The organism is Olsenella sp. Marseille-QA0557, from assembly GCF_965119725.1.
In the GTDB taxonomy this organism is placed as follows: domain Bacteria; phylum Actinomycetota; class Coriobacteriia; order Coriobacteriales; family Atopobiaceae; genus Coprovicinus; species Coprovicinus avistercoris.
Genome location: NZ_CBCPMI010000001.1, coordinates 1,010,212 through 1,028,940 on the forward strand (window position 1 = coordinate 1,010,212; position 18,729 = coordinate 1,028,940).

The 18,729-nt window shown below is 51.9% G+C and carries 20 protein-coding genes; all 20 read left to right on the top strand.

Annotation, left to right across the window (positions count from 1 at the left end):
• The 20 genes from ACQY6Y_RS04565 to ACQY6Y_RS04660 all read left to right on the top strand — a co-directional run bounded on the left by ACQY6Y_RS04565 (position 1) and on the right by ACQY6Y_RS04660 (position 18,708).
• Entirely contained in the window at positions 1-1,425 is a 1,425-nt protein-coding gene (locus ACQY6Y_RS04565; protein WP_428379126.1) for a PTS ascorbate transporter subunit IIC, read from the top strand.
• A gap of 167 nt (positions 1,426-1,592) precedes the next feature.
• Positions 1,593-1,880 (top strand): PTS sugar transporter subunit IIB, encoded by a 288-nt coding sequence (locus ACQY6Y_RS04570; RefSeq protein ID WP_428379127.1) that lies wholly within the window; start codon positions 1,593-1,595, stop codon positions 1,878-1,880.
• A 56-nt stretch (positions 1,881-1,936) separates the two neighbouring features.
• Positions 1,937-2,833 carry a transketolase gene (locus ACQY6Y_RS04575; protein ID WP_428379951.1) on the top strand — a complete coding sequence of 299 codons (897 nt, stop codon included), beginning with the start codon at positions 1,937-1,939 and terminating at the stop codon, positions 2,831-2,833.
• Positions 2,834-3,796, top strand: a complete 963-nt coding sequence (locus ACQY6Y_RS04580) for a transketolase family protein (protein ID WP_428379128.1) — start codon at positions 2,834-2,836, stop codon at positions 3,794-3,796.
• Positions 3,793-4,440, top strand: coding sequence for a deoxyribose-phosphate aldolase (deoC, locus tag ACQY6Y_RS04585; RefSeq protein WP_428379129.1), 648 nt, complete (start codon positions 3,793-3,795; stop codon positions 4,438-4,440). The genes ACQY6Y_RS04580 and deoC overlap by 4 nt, the downstream gene beginning before the upstream one ends.
• A gap of 124 nt (positions 4,441-4,564) precedes the next feature.
• Entirely contained in the window at positions 4,565-5,482 is a 918-nt protein-coding gene (locus ACQY6Y_RS04590) for a patatin-like phospholipase family protein (RefSeq protein WP_428379130.1), read from the top strand.
• 207 nt (positions 5,483-5,689) lie between these two features.
• Positions 5,690-7,393 carry an FAD-dependent oxidoreductase gene (locus ACQY6Y_RS04595; RefSeq protein WP_428379131.1) on the top strand — a complete coding sequence of 568 codons (1,704 nt, stop codon included), beginning with the start codon at positions 5,690-5,692 and terminating at the stop codon, positions 7,391-7,393.
• Between the two features lie 124 nt (positions 7,394-7,517).
• A complete protein-coding gene (locus tag ACQY6Y_RS04600; RefSeq protein ID WP_428379132.1) occupies positions 7,518-7,973 on the top strand; it encodes a C-GCAxxG-C-C family protein in 456 nt (151 codons plus the stop codon).
• A 262-nt stretch (positions 7,974-8,235) separates the two neighbouring features.
• A complete protein-coding gene (gene rplM / locus ACQY6Y_RS04605) occupies positions 8,236-8,676 on the top strand; it encodes a 50S ribosomal protein L13 (RefSeq protein WP_428379133.1) in 441 nt (146 codons plus the stop codon).
• A 3-nt stretch (positions 8,677-8,679) separates the two neighbouring features.
• Positions 8,680-9,075 carry a 30S ribosomal protein S9 gene (gene rpsI / locus ACQY6Y_RS04610; RefSeq protein ID WP_428379134.1) on the top strand — a complete coding sequence of 132 codons (396 nt, stop codon included), beginning with the start codon at positions 8,680-8,682 and terminating at the stop codon, positions 9,073-9,075.
• A gap of 191 nt (positions 9,076-9,266) precedes the next feature.
• A complete protein-coding gene (glmM, locus tag ACQY6Y_RS04615) occupies positions 9,267-10,604 on the top strand; it encodes a phosphoglucosamine mutase (RefSeq protein ID WP_428379135.1) in 1,338 nt (445 codons plus the stop codon).
• 102 nt (positions 10,605-10,706) lie between these two features.
• A complete protein-coding gene (glmS, locus tag ACQY6Y_RS04620; RefSeq protein WP_428379136.1) occupies positions 10,707-12,554 on the top strand; it encodes a glutamine--fructose-6-phosphate transaminase (isomerizing) in 1,848 nt (615 codons plus the stop codon).
• Between the two features lie 8 nt (positions 12,555-12,562).
• Positions 12,563-13,108: a holo-ACP synthase gene (locus ACQY6Y_RS04625; RefSeq protein ID WP_428379137.1), complete on the top strand. Its 546-nt coding sequence runs from the start codon at positions 12,563-12,565 to the stop codon at positions 13,106-13,108.
• A gap of 5 nt (positions 13,109-13,113) precedes the next feature.
• On the top strand, positions 13,114-14,763 hold the full coding sequence (locus ACQY6Y_RS04630; protein WP_428379138.1) for an NAD(P)H-hydrate dehydratase: 1,650 nt from the start codon (positions 13,114-13,116) through the stop codon (positions 14,761-14,763).
• On the top strand, positions 14,756-15,916 hold the full coding sequence (alr, locus tag ACQY6Y_RS04635; RefSeq protein WP_428379139.1) for an alanine racemase: 1,161 nt from the start codon (positions 14,756-14,758) through the stop codon (positions 15,914-15,916). The genes ACQY6Y_RS04630 and alr overlap by 8 nt, the downstream gene beginning before the upstream one ends.
• A 26-nt stretch (positions 15,917-15,942) precedes the next feature.
• Complete coding sequence (locus tag ACQY6Y_RS04640; protein WP_428379140.1) at positions 15,943-16,557, top strand: uracil-DNA glycosylase; 615 nt, start codon at positions 15,943-15,945, stop codon at positions 16,555-16,557.
• On the top strand, positions 16,557-17,114 hold the full coding sequence (gene tsaE / locus ACQY6Y_RS04645; protein WP_428379141.1) for a tRNA (adenosine(37)-N6)-threonylcarbamoyltransferase complex ATPase subunit type 1 TsaE: 558 nt from the start codon (positions 16,557-16,559) through the stop codon (positions 17,112-17,114). Before ACQY6Y_RS04640 ends, tsaE begins: the two co-directional genes overlap by 1 nt.
• A gap of 65 nt (positions 17,115-17,179) precedes the next feature.
• Complete coding sequence (locus ACQY6Y_RS04650; RefSeq protein WP_428379142.1) at positions 17,180-17,596, top strand: Fur family transcriptional regulator; 417 nt, start codon at positions 17,180-17,182, stop codon at positions 17,594-17,596.
• 102 nt (positions 17,597-17,698) lie between these two features.
• The gene (locus ACQY6Y_RS04655; RefSeq protein ID WP_428379143.1) at positions 17,699-18,283 is read left to right on the top strand and encodes an NADH peroxidase; all 585 of its coding nucleotides are present in this window, start codon (positions 17,699-17,701) and stop codon (positions 18,281-18,283) included.
• A complete protein-coding gene (locus tag ACQY6Y_RS04660; RefSeq protein ID WP_428379144.1) occupies positions 18,283-18,708 on the top strand; it encodes a DUF3783 domain-containing protein in 426 nt (141 codons plus the stop codon). The genes ACQY6Y_RS04655 and ACQY6Y_RS04660 overlap by 1 nt, the downstream gene beginning before the upstream one ends.
• Positions 18,709-18,729: the final 21 nt, after the last annotated feature.

The window sequence follows — 18,729 nt, forward strand, 5'->3', positions numbered from 1 at the left end:
ATGGCAGTCATTGATTTTATTGTCAATATTCTGTCCACGCCAGCTATTCTTGTTGGTCTGCTTTCACTCCTCGGATTGTGCTTGCAGGGCAAGCCAATTGAGGACATTGTAACCGGTACTATTAAAACCATCGTAGGCTTCCTTGTTCTGGAAGCCGGTTCTGCGTTCCTGCAGTCTGGTTCGCTTTTGGCATTTGGCGAAGTCTTCAACTATGCCTTTAATATGCAGGGCGTTGTTCCAAACAACGAGGCTGTTGTTTCGATGGCGTTGGAGAACTTTGGCTCCAACACAGCCCTTATCATGTGCCTGGGCATGATCCTCAACATCGTGCTTGCACGCTTTTCTCGTATGCACTACATCTTCCTGACTGGTCACCACACGCTGTATATGGCCTGCATGCTTGCTGTAGTACTTTCAATCGGCGGTCTTGAAGGCCCCATGCTTATTATTGCAGGCGGCTGCATCCTCGCCTTTATTATGGTTACCTCGCCGGCATACTGCCAGCCAACTTTCCGCAAGGTCACCGGTTCTAACAGCGTGGCTCTCGGTCACTTCGGCGGCCTTGGTTATGCTCTTGCTGGTCTCGTTGGTCGAATCTTCAAGGGCAGCAAGTCCACTGAGGATATCAACTTCCCCAAGCGCCTCATCTTCCTGCGTGATACCACCGTCTCTATCTCAATTACTATGATGGTGCTGTTTGTCATCGTCACTGGTATTGCGGTTGGTCGCGGCATCTTGGGCGCAGATCCTACTCAGTTCCAGTATCTCAATACCCTGCTGAATGTTGGCACAGAAACTAAGACCAACTGGGTTGTGTGGGCACTTACTTCCGGCATGTCTTTTGCCGGTGGCGTCTACATCATCCTCTCTGGTGTCCGTCTGATCGTTGGCGAGATCGTTCCTGCTTTCAAGGGTATTGCTGAGAAGCTCGTTCCTGGTGCAATTCCTGCTATCGACTGCCCTGTCGCTTTCCCCTATGCACCAAATGCCGTCATTATCGGTTTCCTTACTTCTTTTGTTGCAGGCATTGTTGGTCTTGTTATCCTTGCTGCTATCAATGCTAATTGGTTCCCAGTTGCTCTTATCCTTCCGGGCGTCGTGCCTCACTTCTTCTGCGGTGCAACCGCCGGCATCTTCGGCAATGCCGAGGGCGGTATTAAGGGCTGTGTTGCAGGTGCTTTCTTCCATGGTTTGCTCATTACGGCACTTCCGGCACTCTGCATGCCTGTCTTTACCGGACTCGGATTCGTCAGCGCTACCTTCTCGGATGCAGACTTCTCATGGGTAGGCATGCTCTTCGGCAACCTTGCTCAGATGACACCTGGTATGCCGCTGTTCATCATTGCTGTTCTGTTCTTCGTAGCTCCTATCATCTACAACTACGTTGCTCCTAAGCCCAAGAAGGCTGAGGAATCTGCTGAATAATTGGTAGATGCCTCACAAGGAAAAATACGCCGATAACGGGGTATAGATAGACCGCCGGTCCGGGATACATTATCTCGGTTCCGGCGGTGCTTTAAGCTCTTTAATAAGCTGTAAAGCTGCGCTGCGTGCGCATGAAACCCGTATAAAACGGGAGAAAAGAGGAAGTCATGAAGGTCAAGAAGATTATGTGTGCCTGTGGATCTGGCCTTGGCTCAAGCCTCATGGTTGAGATGAACATTCAGGATGTGCTCAAGAAGATGGGTATTTCTGGTGTTGAAGTAACACACTCCACCACCTCTGATGTTCATCCTGGCGCTGCAGATCTGTTTGTTGTTGGCCGCGATCTGGCAGACTTTATCAAAGACATTCCAGATGAGCAGAAGATTGTTCTTGTAAACATCATTGATAAAAACGAACTTGAGGAAAAGCTTCGCGAGAAGAATATTGAAGCCTAAGGTTTCTTTGCTCCATCCCAGCGGGTTCATCCTTCATTTTTGCGAGTATACGTGTAATCTATTCCGCAGGTGATGAACAAGTTCGAAAGGAGTGGGAATTGGATAAGCAAGAGCTTGCGAAGCTTACGCTGTTGTCAGCGAAGATTCGTAGGGACATCCTGGAAATGCTCGAGCATTGTGGCTCGGGACATCTGGGTGGCTCGATGTCTATTGTCGAGCTGATGAGTGTCCTGTATGGCAAGCACCTGAGGTACGACCCGAAAAACCCGAAGTGGGAGGAGCGCGATCGCGTTGTTCTCTCCAAGGGTCATGCTGGTCCCGCATGGTATTCCACGCTTGCAGAGTGCGGTTTCTTCGATCGCGAGATGCTTATGACACTCAATCAGGGTGGCACAAAGCTTCCTTCGCACCCCGATCGTACAAAAACTCCGGGCGTAGACATGACAACTGGCTCTCTGGGTCAGGGAACTTCTACCGCTTCCGGTATTGCAACAGCACTCCGCATGAAGGGCTCCGATAACCGCGTCTACCTCATCGTGGGCGATGGCGAGCTGAATGAGGGCCAGTGCTGGGAGGCATTCCAGTATCTTGCTAACTACAAGCTCAATAACTGCATTGTGATTATCGACTGGAATAAGCGTCAGCTCGACGGTGCTCTTGAGGACGTTATTAATCCGTTTGATATCGCCGAGAAAATGCGCGCCTTTGGTTTTGAGACGGTGCGCGTAAACGGCCAGGATATTGAGGCTGTGGATGCTGCTGTAACGTGGGCAGAAGATGTCAAAGACAGTGCGGTTTGCATTGTGCTTGATACGGTCAAGGGTGCAGGTATTCCATTCTTTGAGACCTATCCAGGCAACCATTCTGTGAAGTTCAGCGATCCTGATTGCAAAGCTGCTGCCGACGAGGCGCTGCGTCAGCTCAACGAGTTCATTGAAGGGAGTGAGGCATAAGTGTTCACTCTTGTCAAAGATCACACTGAAGAAGGACGTGCTCCTCGTTCTGTTTTTGTTTCTACCTTGCAGGATCTTATGGCGTCAAATGACAAGGTTGTTTGCCTCGAGGCAGACCTTGGCGGTGCAAGTGGTACCTCCAAGCTGGGCGAGACCAACCCCGAGCGCTATGTTCAGTGCGGCATTTCTGAGGCAAACATGGTAGGTGTTGCAGCGGGTCTGTCCTCTGAGGGCTTTATTCCGTTTGCTCACACCTTTGGTCCCTTCTTTGCTCGTCGTGCATTTGATCAGATCTATCTGTCTGGTGCATACGCTCATAACTCCATCAATCTCTATGGCTCTGACCCTGGCTTTACGGTTGCAGCAAATGGCGGCACCCACACCACCTGGGAAGATGTTGCTGTTATGAGGACTATTCCCGGCTCTGTTGTTTGCGATCCTGCCGATGACGTCGAGATGGAATGGGTTATCCGCGAGTTTGCCAAGATGGACGAGGGTGTCCACTATGTCCGCGCAGCTCGTAAGGGTTGCCACCGCCTGTATGAGGAGGGTTCAACCTTCGAGATGGGCAAGGGCAACATTATCCGCGAGGGTAGTGACGTTCTTCTTATCGCTGCAGGTCAGCTCGTGCATGACGCACTTGATGCTGCTGAGGAGCTTGCTGCTGAGGGCCTGAGCGTTGAAGTTATTGATATGTTCTGCATTAAGCCGCTTGATACCGAGCTTATTCTCTCTGAGGTTGCTGGCAAAAAGGCCGTAGTAACCATTGAGAACCATGGTGTTGTTGGCGGTTTGGGAGATGCGGTCGCAGCAGTACTTGCTGAGAATGGCATCTCAGTACCCTTTAAGCGCCATGGCGTATGTGAGCGCTTTGGCCAGGTTGGTAGCGCTGACTTCCTGCAGAAGGAATTCAAACTCACCGCTGCCGACTTTAAGGAAACTGTGAGGGGGCTGTTATCGTGAGCCTTGCCAGCATAATTGATCACACACTGCTCAAAGCAAATGCTACAAAATCTCAAATTGAGCAGCTTTGTGACGAAGCAATTGAGTATGGCTTTGCGTCGGTGTGTGTAAATACATGCTGGGTACCACTTTGTGCTCAACGTCTTGCAAACAGCGGCGTCAAAGTTTGCTGTGTTGTTGGTTTTCCGCTGGGAGCCATGGCGCCCGAGTCTAAAGCTCATGAGGCTGCTCGTGCCGTTGCCGATGGTGCTGATGAAGTTGATATGGTCATCAATATTGGTTGGCTTCTTGATGGCGACGATGATGCAGTCCGTGATGATATTGCAGGTGTAGTTGCTGCAGCTGATGGCAAGTGCGTCAAAGTTATCATCGAGACCTGCCTGCTTACTGATGAGCAGAAGGTTCGTGCATGTGAGCTGGCTGTTGAGGCGGGTGCATCGTTTGTAAAAACAAGCACTGGTTTTTCAACAGGTGGCGCCACAGCTGAAGATGTTGCGCTCATGCGTAAAACAGTTGGCGACCGTTGCAAGGTCAAAGCATCGGGTGGCATCCATACAGCAGAGGACGCCCAGGCTATGGTGGATGCAGGTGCAGATCGTCTTGGCTGCTCTGCAGGCGTTGCCATTGTGGCTGGAGAGCGCTAAATTGCTTGTCTAAGGACGTATGATTCCTTGGCATATGCAATGCGTTTGCATAAAAAATGCGGCTGTTCGGTTCTCGGACAGTCGCATTTTGCATAAAGCTTCTAAAGAGGCAAAAGGAGGTTTCATGACTGAAACTTCAAACACGGCACAAGGATGTGCATTGGTTCTCGAGGGCGGAGCCTATAGAGGTATCTTTACTTCTGGCGTACTTGATGTCCTTATGGAACAGGGAATAACGCAGTTTTCGAGCGTGTGGGGAACTTCCGCTGGAGCTCTGAATGCCATTGGTTTTCGAGCACATCAAATCGGCAGGGCTATGCGTATCTTGCTGGCTTTTCGTGACGATAATCGCATGATGTCGCTCTTCTCACTGGCTCGTACAGGCAATATTGCAGGAAACGATTTCTTGTATGGAGAGGTCCAAGACAAGCTCGATCCCTTTGATAACGAGACTTATAACAGCTCTGATCTGTCTGTTTGGGCAGTGGCATCCGATGTGGCGTTTGGCACACCAGCGTATTTGCCTGTACAAAAGCTCCCTGAAGACATCAACAAAGTAATCGCTTCAGCGTCGATGCCGCTCGTTTCTGAACAGGTTTTGCTGGATGATGGACGCTATCTCGATGGTGGAGCGGCAGATTCGGTTGCTGTTGAAGCCGCTCTTGGTATGGAGGGTTTTCCACATCCTGAGCAAGCGTCATATGTGCCAGCACAGAAGGCCTTAGTGGTGCTTACACAGCCGCGTTCATATGTAAAAGAGCAGAACAATGCGCTTATGCCGCTTATACGTCGTCGCTATGCAAACTACCCGTATTACATGGAATCGATTGAGACAAGGCCTGCAAGATATAACGCGCAACGCGAGCGTATTTGGGAGCTCGAAGAACAAGGTCGCGTGCTGGTTATTGCGCCCGACGCTCCATTGGGAGTAGGGGGCACAAGTCCAAGTGGCGAAGCACTCCTCAAGGCATATCTTGAGGGAAGAACTAAGGCAAAGGCTCTTCTTGATGAGATTCGCTGTGCCATAGCTTCAACTCAGTAATGGTGCGTCGAGCGAATGCAACAAGATTTGTCAAAATGTTGTTGTAGTCCTGGCGTTTCTCAGAGTTCAAGTGTGTTGCCCGGCACAACTATTACGTCTACGGAAGAGATAAAAAGTGGGGGTTGTGCCCTTGTTATGATGTTTCAGCGTGTGCTGCACTCAAAGCAATGCAGCGCGAACTGAATCAAAAGATGAAGGGTGACAACTATGAAACTCGTAGTGGTTGGTGGTGTTGCTGGCGGTGCTTCGGCAGCGGCGCGTGTGCGGCGACTCGACGCTAAGGCTGAAATTGTAGTCTTTGAACGCGGTCATGATGTGTCGTTCTCCAACTGCTGTTTACCGTATCACCTCAGCGGCGATGTGCCCAACGCTGATTCACTTGTCCTCATGACTCCCGAAGCTTTTAAAAAGCAGCATGATATTGAGGTGCGCACAAATAGCGAAGTAGTTGCTATTAACCGAGAGGCCCATACGGTTACGGTGCATGATCTTGTTGCCGATAAAACCTATGAAGAGGCCTACGACAAGCTCGTTTTGGCCCCGGGTGCAGCACCAATTCTTCCGCGTTCTATCGAAGGCATCGATAGGGACAATGTATTTGTTGTTCGAAACGTGACAGATATCCGTGCTCTTAAGGCGTATTGCGACAAGCCTGAGACTGAGCGCGTTGCTGTTGTTGGTGGCGGCTTCATCGGCATTGAGGTTGCTGAGAATCTTGTACGAGCCGGTAAGACAGTGTCGCTTATCGAAGGGCTCGATCAGGTTCTTGCACCGTATGATCATGATATGGTGCAGACCTTGCATAAAGAGCTTGATGACAATGGCGTTGACCTGCATCTTCAGACCACTGTTACCGCAGTTGAGGATGGCTGCGTAAAGGTTTCTATGACCGACGGTACGACAGGAGAGATTCCTGCTGATGCAGTTGTAATGGCGGTTGGCGTTGCGCCGGAAACGAAGCTTGCTTCAGAGGCAGGTCTTACTATCGGTGAGACACGCGGTATTCGCGTAGACCATGATTTCCGCACGAGCGATCCTGATATTTATGCAGTGGGCGATGCAGTTGAGCTCTATGATGCTCTGGCACACAAGCCTGGTCGACTGGCGCTGGCAGGACCTGCCCAGTGGGCTGCACGCGCAGCGGCTGATAGCATCTATGGCATTCCTTCTCGAAACCAAGGCTTTATCGGTTCTTCGTGCATACGTGTGTTCTCACAGAATGCAGCTTGCACAGGTCTTAATGAGAGGGCTGCTCGTGCGGCAGGCTATAGCTTTGATTCTGTATTGGTATATCCCACAGACAAAGTTGGCCTCATGCCCGAGAGCCACTACATGGGCTTTAAGCTCATCTTTGAGGTTCCTACAGGAAAAGTTCTCGGTGCTCAAGCTATTGGCAAAGGCGATGTAACTCAGCGTATTGATGTAGTTGCAACGCTTATTTCTATGGGTGGCACCTTGGAAGATCTCAAGTCGGTTGAGCTGTGCTATTCACCCGTATTTGGCACAGCAAAAGACGTTGTAAATATGGCAGCGCTTGTAGCGCTTAACGTTCTTAACGGACGCTATCGTCAGGTGCATGTGGATGAGGTGCGCGGTCTGGTTGAATCGGGCGCCTATATCGTAGATGTGAGAGAACCACATGAGTTTGCAGCTGGCCATCTCAACGGCGCACACAATGTGCCGCTTTCACAGCTGCGCGAGCGTATGGACGAGATTCCTCGCGATATTCCGGTGTACCTGCATTGCCGCTCGAGCCAGCGCAGCTATTACGCTATCTGCTGCTTGCAGGGTAATGGCTACAACAATGTTGTAAACATCAGCGGGTCTTATCTGGGCATCAGCCTGTATGAGTACTACGAGGATAAGCGCCTGGGACGCACACCCATTATGGATGCGTACAACTTCAACTAAGGTCGTGCGTAAAAGGTGTTGCACCAAAGCTTTGCACTGTTGGTTTTGAGGGCTAGATAGCGAGGTTACGTATCGAGGGGATACGTTTTTGCCACCTCGCATCTAAGGAAAAGAGGAGAGGACCATGGCAGAAAAAATGACCCCAGAGCGTGCATCAGAGATTTTGGGACAGGGTTTCCATTGCTCCCAGTGTGTAATGGGCCATGCCGCTGAGGTTATGGGGCTTGATGTCGACGAAGCTCGTAAGCGCACAGCTGCTCTCGGTGGCGGCATGTTCTGGGGTGAGATGTGCGGTGCTGTTCTGGGTGCTGGCGTAGCTCTGGGTGAGGCCTACGGATTTGACCAGGCAAACCCCGGTGAAAAAGATACGATCATGCAGGAGAAGGTCCGCGAATTCCAGCGTCGTTTCACTGAGAAATATGGCACCGTTCAGTGCAAGATGCTGCTTGGTGGCTTCGATCTTTCTAAGCCTGAAGGCGCAAATCCTTGCGATCGTGAGGATCCATTTGTTCATTGCGGTGAGTATTGCGCGACTGCATGCGAGATTCTGGACGACATGCTGCCGCACGCTGAGGAGTAATACTTTTACATTTCTTGCTATTTGCAAGTAGTTATATGTAGTGAGAAGCCGGGCGCGTTTGCGTCCGGCTTTTTATGCAGCACCCTTGTGCACGAACTTTAAGTGGTGAGACTGTGCATTGTCATGAGTTTCTCGCCCATTTAATCGCTCAGTGGTGTAAACTTTTTAGGCTTCTTTTGCAGAGCCCCGTGAAACTCTCAAAGGATATAGCAACGATCGTCGGTCCAGCGGCGGTCATGGTCATGCACGTTGGAGGAGTCAAGTGAACAAGTCGACTCGTTACGCCAAACCTGGCGAGGTTGAGCGCTCTTGGGTACTCGTTGATGCAGACGGCGCTACCCTCGGTCGCCTGGCTACGCAGGTCGCAATGATTCTGCGCGGCAAGAACAAGCCTCAGTACACCCCGCACACCGATACGGGCGATTTTGTCGTCGTTATCAATGCGGATAAGGTGCGCCTTTCCGGCAACAAGGCCGATAGCAAAGAGTACTGGCGTTACTCTGGATGGCTCGGCGGCCTCAAGACGGAAAGCTACAAGGAGGCTATGGAGAAGCACCCTGAGCGTGTCATTGAGCACGCCGTAAAGGGCATGCTTCCCAAGACCACTCTTGGTCGCCAGCAGTTCAGGAAGCTGCATGTTTATGCTGGTCCTGAGCACCCGCACACTGCACAGAATCCCACCAAGATTGATCTGGAGGCTTAACCGATGGCTGACAACACCGCCGTTTACACCGGTACCGGCCGTCGCAAGGAGGCCGTTGCCCGCGTACGTCTCGTTCCTGGAACTGGCAAAGTCACTGTTAATGGCCGTGACGCCGCTCAGTATTTTGGCCGTCAGCAGCTCGTTGACAACGCTCTTGCGCCGTTCCGCGTAACGGACACCGTTAATCACTTTGATGTTATTGCTCGCCTTGATGGCGGCGGCATCAATGGCCAGTCTGGCGCTCTTCGTCTGGGCATTGCTCGCGCACTGCTCGATGCTGGCGATTATCGCGCTGATCTCAAGAAGGCTGGCTTCCTCACCCGCGACTCTCGTGTGGTCGAGCGCAAGAAGTATGGTCTGAAGAAGGCCCGCAAGCGTCCGCAGTTCTCCAAGCGCTAAACGCTCGCGATTCATCTTGTCTGTTTGGGTCTGTCGCATGTGCGGCAGGCCCTTTTTTTGAACTGAGGGAGAGTTTTAGGAAAAGAGTCCACCAGACACGGAATAGGCCTATTCGTTGTTACCATACAAAGAGATACGTGTTGTCTATGACCCGTACGTGGGGCACTGTTTGTCCTACAGAAGGAGCTTAAATGAAGTATTTCGGGACGGATGGTTTTCGCGGCCGTGCAAATGAAGGCCTCAATGTGGAGCACGCCTTCAAGATTGGCCGTTATGTTGGCTGGTATTATGGAATGCGTCAAAACCGCAAGGCACGTATTGTAGTGGGTAAAGATACCCGTCGTTCAAGCTACATGTTCGAATCGGCTCTTATTGCCGGCCTTGTTGCTTCCGGTGCAGATGCCTATATGCTGCACGTTATCCCTACGCCAGGTGTTGCGTTCGAAACGGTTGATGGTCGTTTTGATTGCGGCATTATGATTTCTGCTTCGCATAACCCCTACACCGATAACGGCATTAAGCTGGTTAATGGCGATGGCTATAAGATGGACGAAGACGTCCTTGAGCAAATTGAAGATTATATCGACGACAAAATGGAAGTGCCTCTTGCAACGGGTGATGCTATCGGTTGCACGGTTGACTACATGCAGGGACGCAATCGTTATATTGCTCACCTTATTTCAAGTGCGAACTTCTCACTGCAGGGCGTAAAGGTTGGTTTGGACTGTGCTAATGGTTCAGCCTCTTCGGTAGCAAAGCCGGTTTTTGATGCCCTTGGTGCCGATGTACGCGTAATCAACAACGCTCCCAATGGCTTCAATATTAATGTTGACTGCGGTTCAACCCATATTGAGCGCCTGCAGCGTCATGTTGTTGAGCAGGGTCTTGATGTGGGATTTGCCTACGACGGAGATGCGGATCGTTGTATTGCAGTAGACGAGCGTGGTCATGTGGTGGACGGCGATCTCATTCTGTATGCATGCGGTAAGTATCTCAACAAGCACGGACGTCTTTCCGGCGGTACGATTGTTCCTACGGTAATGTCAAACTTCGGCCTGTTTAAGGCATTCGATATTGCAAAGCTCTCCTACGTCACAACCGATGTGGGCGATAAAAACGTCTATGCATGCATGCGTGAGCATGGTTATTCGCTCGGCGGAGAGCAGTCGGGACATATTATTTTTGGTGATATAGAGACAACCGGCGACGGCATTATGACGAGCCTTCGTCTGATGGAAGTGCTGCGAGCTGAGCGCGAAACGCTTTCAGAGATAGTGCGTCCAGTGAAACTGTATCCGCAGGTGCTCGATAATATTCGCGTAAGCGATAAGCAGGCGGCAATGGAAGCTGAGTCAACCAAGACGGCTGTTGCAGAGGCGGAGCGCTTCCTCGAAGGGAACGGGCGCGTGCTCGTTCGTGCGAGTGGAACCGAGCCTCTTGTGCGTGTACTTGCCGAAGCGCCTGATAATGATCTTTGCAAGCAGGCCAATCAAATTGTTATTGATGCGCTTGCGCCATTCAGAGTGTGACATTCGTGTTTCAAGGTGCTGCGCTGCTACTATTGAGCGATATAGATGGGGTAGCACCTTTCTTGTTATTGCGTTTTCCCAACTCACACAAGGAGGCTTTCCATGTGCGGAATCGTTGGCTATACGGGCTCAGAACAGGCTGCGCCCTTTTTGCTTGCAGGTCTTGCAGCGCTTGAGTATCGCGGGTATGACTCTGCAGGTATAGAAGTACTTTCACCCGACGGTGGTTTGCACGGCGTAAAATGCGCTGGCCGTGTGGCTACTTTGCAGGAGCGTTGTGCCACAGCTAATTTGGTTGGTACAAGTGGCATTGCACATACCCGTTGGGCAACCCACGGTGCCCCTTCGGATAAGAATGCACATCCACATCTGGATTGCTCTGGTCGCATTGCCATTGTGCACAACGGCATTATTGAGAATTATCGCCAGCTCAGAGAGCAGCTGCTTACAGCAGGCCATGAGTTTGCATCAGACACCGATTCAGAAGTCGTAGCGCACTTGGTAGAGGATTCGCTTAACGGTCCTGCGCACGGCGATTTGCTGGAAGCTGTTCGTATTGCTTGTGGTCGCTTGCAGGGTTCTTGGGCACTTGCTGTTATCTCGGCAGATAATCCTGGTCAAATTGTAGTTGCTCGCCGTCGTTCGCCGCTTGTTATCGCTCGAACAGGTGACGGTGCCTATGCCGCATCGGACGTTACTGCGCTTGCCGGCAAGGCTTCGACAGTTATTCAGTTGGAAGATGGTCAGGTTGCGCGTATGGACAAAGATGGGTCCGTCCGCGTTATCTCTCACGACGGAACGCTTGTGTCTCGTCCGGCTACCTACAAGATTGACTGGGATGCTTCAGCGGCAACCCTTGGTGGCTATCCCGACTTCATGGCTAAAGAGATTGCAGAGCAGCCCGAGGCGCTCGAGCGTCTTCTTGCCGATCGTTTGGGCTCCGACGGTATTCGCTTGGACGAGCTCGATATGACAGCCGAAGAAGCTGCAACTATTGATCGAGTCTATGTTGTTGCCTGTGGCACCAGCTATCACGTGGGTCTTATCACCCGTACAGCAATTGAGACGTGGGCAAAGGTGCCGGTTGTCGTGGAAACAGCAAGTGAGTTTATCTATCACGACGTACTGGTAACCGATCATACGCTGTGCGTTATTATCACCCAGTCGGGTGAAACAGCCGATACCCTCGCAGCAGGGCGTAAGATGCATGATCTTGGCGCAAAGGTACTTGCCATTACCAATGTGGTGGGATGCACAGCTGCTCGCGAGAGTGATGGTGTTTTGTATATTCAAGCAGGCCCTGAGGTATGCGTCTGCTCTACAAAGGCCTACACCGCTCAGATGGTTGCTGCTTTCTTGTTGGCGCTCTACCTTGCGCATCGCAAAGGCGAGCTCGATAACATTCAGGTTGCTGAGAAGTACCAGGAACTTCGGGAACTCCCTGACATTATTCGAGAGGTACTCAAACGTAGCTGGCAAGATCGCGTCGCTGCGAGCGAGTTCGAAGGTGCCTATTCAAGCCTGTTTATTGGTCGCGGCGTAAATGCTACGACCGCAGCAGAAGGTGCTCTTAAGCTCAAAGAGATTAGCTATTTGCACGCAGAATCTTATGCGGCAGGCGAAATGAAGCATGGCCCCATTGCGCTTCTCGAACCAGGCTATCCCGTGGTTGCTGTGGTTCCGCGAGATCACTGGCATGATAAGACCGTATCCAATATTGAAGAGGTTATCGCCCGAGGTGCTACGTGCATTGCAGTGGCAACCGATGGAGATGCCGATGTGGCTGCACTCTGCAATCGTGTTCTCTGGGTTCCTCCGGTAGAAGATGAGATTCTCGAGCCGGTGGTGACTGTCGTGCATTTGCAGATGCTTGCAAGGTATGTTGCACTCGACCGAGGATGCGATGTGGACAAGCCGCGCAATCTCGCCAAATCCGTCACGGTGGAATAGGGGTATACATGGCCCTTGCCGGCGTTGGTGTAGACATAGTAGACATAGCTCGTATAGAGCGTGCAATTGGGCGTAATCCTCACTTTGCTCAGCGTGTTTTCACGGAGGAGGAGCGCGCCTACTGTGAGCGTAAACCCCGTCCAGCAGAGCACTATGCCTGTCGCTTTGCTGCGCGCGAAGCAGTACTTAAAGCATTGGGCACAGGTTTTTCTGGCGGCATTGGTTGGCAGGATGTGTCGGTAACACGTGATGATACGGGCCGACCCCATGCGATGCTTGCTGGACGTGCGGCAGAAGTGGCACAAGCTCACGGAGTGGAAGAAATTGCCCTGTCACTTTCGTTTACTCACGACTATGCTGTGGCCAATGCAGTAGCAATTACTGAAGCAACTAGACCCAAACAGTCAGAAGCGCCGGACCCCAAAGCTGAGTTAGCCGCTTCATTTCGTGAGGCACGTTCACTCTTGGACGAGCTGGAGCGGGTTGATGAAGCGCCTGTCGAACCAAATACAGTTTCAACGCAAGAGGTTGCTAAGACCTCTCATGAGGAGTGATAGAAATGCAGCCGGTTCTCAATGTCGAGGACGTTCGTTCGGTTGAACGGGCATTTGTAAAGGAAGGTGTCAGCCTTTCTGAGCTTATGCATCGTGCCGGCGGTGCGTGTGCACAAGAAATTGAACGCATGGGCGACGTAGAGTCAGTCGTAGTGCTTGTTGGCTTTGGCAATAATGGTGGTGATGGTTGGGTAGCAGCCGAAGACCTCCATAATGCAGGTATCGCTGTTACGGTTGTTTCACCTGTTCCACCTGAGTCGTTAAGAAGTGACTTGGCACTTGTGGTTGCAAAAAGCGCGGTAAATGCCGGCGTGCCCGTTGTGGTAGCTCCTCCCCGCGAGAAGCTCGAAGATCTTCTGTATGCTGCAGACGTTGCTCTTGATGCCATGCTTGGTACAGGTTTTCATGGCGAACTGCGAGCTCCATTTGATATTTGGATTGATACGGTAAACGCTTCGGGTGCCCGCGTGGTGGCGGTGGATGTCCCAAGCGGTCTTTCTGCTCAGACAGGTCATGCAATTTCAGGCGGCGTTTATGCCGACGTAACCGTAACCATGATCGCTCTGAAGCCAGGTCTTTTGGCTGATGAGGGCCGTGATATGTGCGGATCTATCGTTATCGCGCCGCTCGCAGAACAAACCGATCGCTTGGTGGCCGATGAAGGGCCGGTTGCCCTGCGCCCTGATCCGTCGGATTACCTGGATGTGATGGTTCCTCCTTCGAGTGCGGTTGATAAGTACACGAGAGGCTCAGTGCTTGTCGTAGCAGGATCTGCTCGCTACCCCGGAGCGGCTATCATGGCCGCTCGTGCCGCTGCACGCGCAGGAGCTGGCTATGTCACCCTTGCTGTACCTGCCTGTGCTGCCCCAGCAATTCAATCGCATGTTATAGAAATTCCCGTGGTTCCTCTTACCTGTGATGAGGCTGAGGGCACGTTTTCTGCGGATGCTGCTCCAGTTATTGCAAAGCTAGCAAAGCGCAGTTCTGCGGTTGTGGTGGGACCTGGCATGCGCGCAAATGCCTCAACAGTGTCTATATGTTCCACCTTGCTCGAATGCAATGTGCCGCTGGTAATGGATGCCGATGCGCTTAATTGTCTCGCACGACTCACGTCCAATCGTTTGGACAATTTCCCCGAACTTATCAGAAGAGAAGCTCCTCTTGTGCTTACGCCGCATCGTCGTGAGCTTGGACGCCTTATGGGTCTCCCCGATACTCCGCCCGACTCACTCACGTCTGCGCTTGAAGCGTCCCGTCGAATCGTATGGGCTGATGGCGGATCCGAGCTGGTAATTGTTGCCAAAGGAACCGCAACGGCGTGCGTGGGAGTAGAAACGGCATTGTTGCCCAAACCCGGTCCCGCTTCCTTGGCAACAGCCGGTTCAGGCGATGTGCTTTCTGGCATTATCGGCGCGCTGCTTGCGCATCATGTGCCAGACGGTGAGCTGCTTCCATTGCTCTGCGCTCTGGGGTGCGAAATTCACGGAACAGCCGCCTCAATAGCTGCTGATCGTCATGGCTCTATGGGGGTCATGGCAACAGACATTATTGAGTGCGTTGGACTTGCAGCAGATGCCTTGGAGCGTCGTGCTGCCTATCCTCCCGAGCCGTTTTCAGCAGTTGATGAAAACGAAGTAGGCGGTCAGAATGCGTAATAGTACCTGCCCGGATACACGATGGGCGTGGATTGAGATTGACCAAGCGGCTTTGCGACGTAATACGCGTGCCTTTAAATCCCGTTTGGGACGTGGCACACAGCTTATGTGTGTTGTAAAGGCCGATGCCTATGGGCATGGAGCAGTGCCGTGCGCTCGCGTCATGCGTGGGGCTGGGGCGGATCAGTTTGCTGTTGCAACTGTTGAAGAGGGCATTGAGCTGCGCGAAGCGGGAATCGAAGAGCCTATTTTGATTCTCTCCGAACCGCCGATGGAATGTGTAGCAACACTGGTTAACTATGATCTCATGCCCTCTATCTACAACGAGGATTTTGCTCTGGCATATGGTGAGTGCGCCGCCTCAATGGATCGTGTTGGCCGCTATCACCTTGCCGTAGATACCGGCATGAATCGCATAGGCCTTTTGCCTAAGGAAGTTTTGGAGTTTCGAAGGGCTATAGATTTTCATCGTGGTTTGGAATGTGCGGGCACCTTTACGCACTTTGCTACTGCCGATGTACTTGAGGGCTGGGACTTCGATCTTCAGTGGAAGCGATTTACCGATACTATTACTGCTCTTGAACAAGCGGGTTTGAACCCAGGCTTGGTGCATTGTGACAATACACCAGCCACGATCCTTCATCCCGAGACACATTTTGATATGTGCCGTGTGGGAGTTGGCCTTTATGGCATGCATCCTTCAGAGGTAACAGTGCCTCGGCTGGATTTGGAACCTGTAATGAGTGTACGTGCTCGTGTAACACGAACGGCGTTTCCTCCGGTGGGAGAAGGCGTGAGCTACGGTTATGTCTATCGAGTTCCTAAGCAGAATATCCAAATCGCCACGATTCCTATAGGCTATGCCGATGGTCTTTCACGCAATCTTTCCGGCAAGATGGAAGTGTTGGTAGGGGGTATGCGCTGCCGCCAGGTGGGGCGTATTTGCATGGATCAGTGCATGTTTGCCGTTGATGTTAACGGGGCTCGTTCCTATAGGCCGGCACATCCAGTTTCCTGCGGCGATCTTGTCACCATTATGGGCGAGCAGGATGGCGATTGCATTACCGCAGATGATATAGCTGCACTTCGTGACACCATTAACTATGAGGTTACCTGCAACTTTGGTATGCGCCTCGAAAAAGTTTACGTTTAGACCGACAAGGGCGTAGGAGGCGGCGCATGTCCGTTATGCATATTCCTGGCCACGATCACCAGCGGCCGCGCGAGGTGAGTCTTGAAGAGATTCAATCTCTGATGGGAAATTGTCAGCTTTGCCCTTTGGGGCAAACGCGTACAAACCTCGTGTTTGGTGTTGGAAACCCACATGCTCGCGTCATGTTTATTGGAGAGGGCCCCGGGCGAAATGAGGACTTGCAGGGCGAGCCATTTGTTGGTGCTGCAGGCCATAAGCTCGATGCGCTGCTCGGCGAAGCAGGGCTCACTCGTGAAGAGATATATATTGCAAACGTGGTGAAATGCCGTCCTCCTTCAAACCGTAATCCGCGCCCGGCAGAGATTGAGGCATGCGCACCGTTCCTTCGAGAGCAAATTCGCTCTATTTGGCCAGATGTATTGGTTTGTTTAGGGAACTTCGCTTCACAGTGGGTACTAAAAACAGATAAAGGCGTTACGACTTTACGTGGCAAGTTGCATCAGGCTGGCCATTTCGTAGTAGCCCCGACTTTTCATCCAGCGGCCACAATCTATCATCCAGACTGGGAGCCCCTGCTCATTGAGGACTTACGACGTGTGGGGACGTGGCTGGCAGAACATCCAGTGGAAGGAAATGCATAATGGCTCACGTGCCAACAGACGAGGTGCGTTTTATTTCCCATTCACGTGAAGAGACAATTGCAGTGGGCAAACAACTTGGTGAGCTCGTAAAGCCCAACGATGTCTTTGTCCTCACAGGAGATTTGGGTGCTGGCAAAACTCAGCTCACAAAAGGTATCGCAGAGGGCATGGGGATAACCGCTGATGTTACCAGCCCTACTTTTACGATCGAGATGGTTTATACGGGCCCCAATCTGTCGCTTTATCACTTTGATCTCTACCGTATTGATGATGCGGATCAGCTGGAAGATACCGGCATCTTTGATGTATTGGGTGCCGGAGATGTCTGTGTTATCGAGTGGGGCGAACAGTTCTCAGAAGAGCTTGGCGAGGAGCGAATAGATGTGTTTCTCGTTCGGCTTGAAAGTGATCAACATGATTCAGATGGGCAAACCAGCGCTTCTCAGGATGAACTTGGAGTTGAGCCAGCTCGAGAAATTCGTCTAGTTGCCCATGACGCTCGTGGAGAAGAGCTGCTTTCGGCGCTGTCAGAGAAACTGAAAAAATTTTCTAAATGATATAAATTCTCAATTGAGAATAATTCTCAATATGATATGATGCCCTTACATCGAAAGGAGGGGTCATGGCCAGCAGGAACACCGTACAGCGCACCATTATTGCTGAGGAGCTTCGCCGTTTGGCCAATCATCCTACCGCCGACGATGTATACGATGCTGTTCATGCAGAGCATCCCAGTATTGGAAAGGCTACGGTCTACCGCACGCTCGGTAAACTTGCCGACGAAGGGGAGATCGGTCGCGTTCGGATTAATAACGGCGCCGATCGCTTTGATCATCGGAGCTTTGAGCACTATCACGTTCGTTGTACCTGCTGTGGGCGCGTGGATGATGTCATGATTCCGCCTCTCAGCTCGATAAACGAGCAGGCTGTTCAAGCTTCGGGCTACGTTATTACTGGGCATACCTTGCAATTTGACGGTGTGTGTCCGGCGTGTCAAAAAGCTGAGGATTCGCAGGAAATGCCTTCTGCAGATCAGTAAGAACGGGAATAGTTAGTAATGGCATTTACGGGGTATATCCCGTATGCATAGGAGAGGAAGGCGGAGTCGGAGGGGCTCCGCCGCCCAACAAGGAGGTTCATCATGAAGTGGGTTTGCAAAGTCTGTGGCTATGTCTATGAGGGCGACGAGCCGCCAGCAGAGTGCCCGGTCTGCAAGGCTCCCGCTAGCCAGTTCGAAAAGGTCGAGGGCGAGATGAAGCTCGCGGCTGAGCATATTTACGGTATCTATGACAAGACCGTTAAGGATAATCCTGATGTTTCCGATGAGGACAAGGCTTACATCCTTGAGCAGCTGAAGAGCAACTTTACTGGTGAGTGCTCTGAGGTTGGTATGTACCTCTGCATGTCTCGTATTGCTCATCGTGAGGGCTATCCTGAGATCGGTCTGTACTGGGAGAAGGCTGCTTTCGAAGAGGCTGAGCACGCTGCTAAGTTCGCCGAGCTGCTCGGTGAGGAGCTTGAGCCCAACATGAAGGCAGACACCAAGTCCAACCTTGCTTGGCGTGTAGACTGCGAGTTCGGTGCCACCGCTGGTAAGGTCGAGCTTGCCACCTGCGCTAAGAAGAACAACCTCGACGCTATTCATGACACCGTTCATGAGATGGCTCGTGACGAAGCCCGTCATGGCAAGGCTCTTAAGGGCCTGCTCGAGCGTTACTTTGGCTAATGTCTGGTAGGCCAAGAAAAAAGGCCACCAAGAAGCGGAAGCCCTCAGAGTCCGTGCCCTGCGCGGTGCTCTGGGGGCTTCCCTCTGATGGCGAGAAAGGCGCTTCTGTTCGAGCAATTTTGCATGATATGGGCGTTGTGGCACGGACGGTTACGCCGGAGCACTTAGGGGATACAGCGGGAGCATGTGCACGTCTTGCAGGCTTCAGACCCGCTCCAATGCCCTATACCGGTCCGAGCCCTGAGTGCGAAGAATTCGTTCTTCTCTGTGGTCTTTCCGATGCTCAAGTGGATGAATATCTCGAAAAGAGCCGTGAAGCAGGCTGCGTGGTTCCTCACAAAGCTCTGCTCACCAAAATAAATCGCACCTGGCCTCTGAACCTTCTTATGAAAGCCGTTGTCGAGGAGCATGAAAGGCTAAACTAGACGGGTTACAAATGTCGAGTT

What these genes read in the sequence shown, in the direction of transcription:
- ACQY6Y_RS04565 (WP_428379126.1), top strand. Translation starts at nt 1, where the DNA reads ATGGCAGTCATTGATTTTATTGTCAATATTCTGTCCACGCCAGCTATT.
- ACQY6Y_RS04570 (WP_428379127.1), top strand. Translation starts at nt 1,593, where the DNA reads ATGAAGGTCAAGAAGATTATGTGTGCCTGTGGATCTGGCCTTGGCTCA.
- ACQY6Y_RS04590 (WP_428379130.1), top strand. Translation starts at nt 4,565, where the DNA reads ATGACTGAAACTTCAAACACGGCACAAGGATGTGCATTGGTTCTCGAG.
- ACQY6Y_RS04595 (WP_428379131.1), top strand. Translation starts at nt 5,690, where the DNA reads ATGAAACTCGTAGTGGTTGGTGGTGTTGCTGGCGGTGCTTCGGCAGCG.
- ACQY6Y_RS04600 (WP_428379132.1), top strand. Translation starts at nt 7,518, where the DNA reads ATGGCAGAAAAAATGACCCCAGAGCGTGCATCAGAGATTTTGGGACAG.
- rpsI (WP_428379134.1), top strand. Translation starts at nt 8,680, where the DNA reads ATGGCTGACAACACCGCCGTTTACACCGGTACCGGCCGTCGCAAGGAG.
- glmM (WP_428379135.1), top strand. Translation starts at nt 9,267, where the DNA reads ATGAAGTATTTCGGGACGGATGGTTTTCGCGGCCGTGCAAATGAAGGC.
- glmS (WP_428379136.1), top strand. Translation starts at nt 10,707, where the DNA reads ATGTGCGGAATCGTTGGCTATACGGGCTCAGAACAGGCTGCGCCCTTT.
- ACQY6Y_RS04625 (WP_428379137.1), top strand. Translation starts at nt 12,563, where the DNA reads ATGGCCCTTGCCGGCGTTGGTGTAGACATAGTAGACATAGCTCGTATA.
- ACQY6Y_RS04630 (WP_428379138.1), top strand. Translation starts at nt 13,114, where the DNA reads ATGCAGCCGGTTCTCAATGTCGAGGACGTTCGTTCGGTTGAACGGGCA.
- alr (WP_428379139.1), top strand. Translation starts at nt 14,756, where the DNA reads ATGCGTAATAGTACCTGCCCGGATACACGATGGGCGTGGATTGAGATT.
- ACQY6Y_RS04640 (WP_428379140.1), top strand. Translation starts at nt 15,943, where the DNA reads ATGTCCGTTATGCATATTCCTGGCCACGATCACCAGCGGCCGCGCGAG.
- tsaE (WP_428379141.1), top strand. Translation starts at nt 16,557, where the DNA reads ATGGCTCACGTGCCAACAGACGAGGTGCGTTTTATTTCCCATTCACGT.
- ACQY6Y_RS04650 (WP_428379142.1), top strand. Translation starts at nt 17,180, where the DNA reads ATGGCCAGCAGGAACACCGTACAGCGCACCATTATTGCTGAGGAGCTT.
- ACQY6Y_RS04655 (WP_428379143.1), top strand. Translation starts at nt 17,699, where the DNA reads ATGAAGTGGGTTTGCAAAGTCTGTGGCTATGTCTATGAGGGCGACGAG.
- ACQY6Y_RS04660 (WP_428379144.1), top strand. Translation starts at nt 18,283, where the DNA reads ATGTCTGGTAGGCCAAGAAAAAAGGCCACCAAGAAGCGGAAGCCCTCA.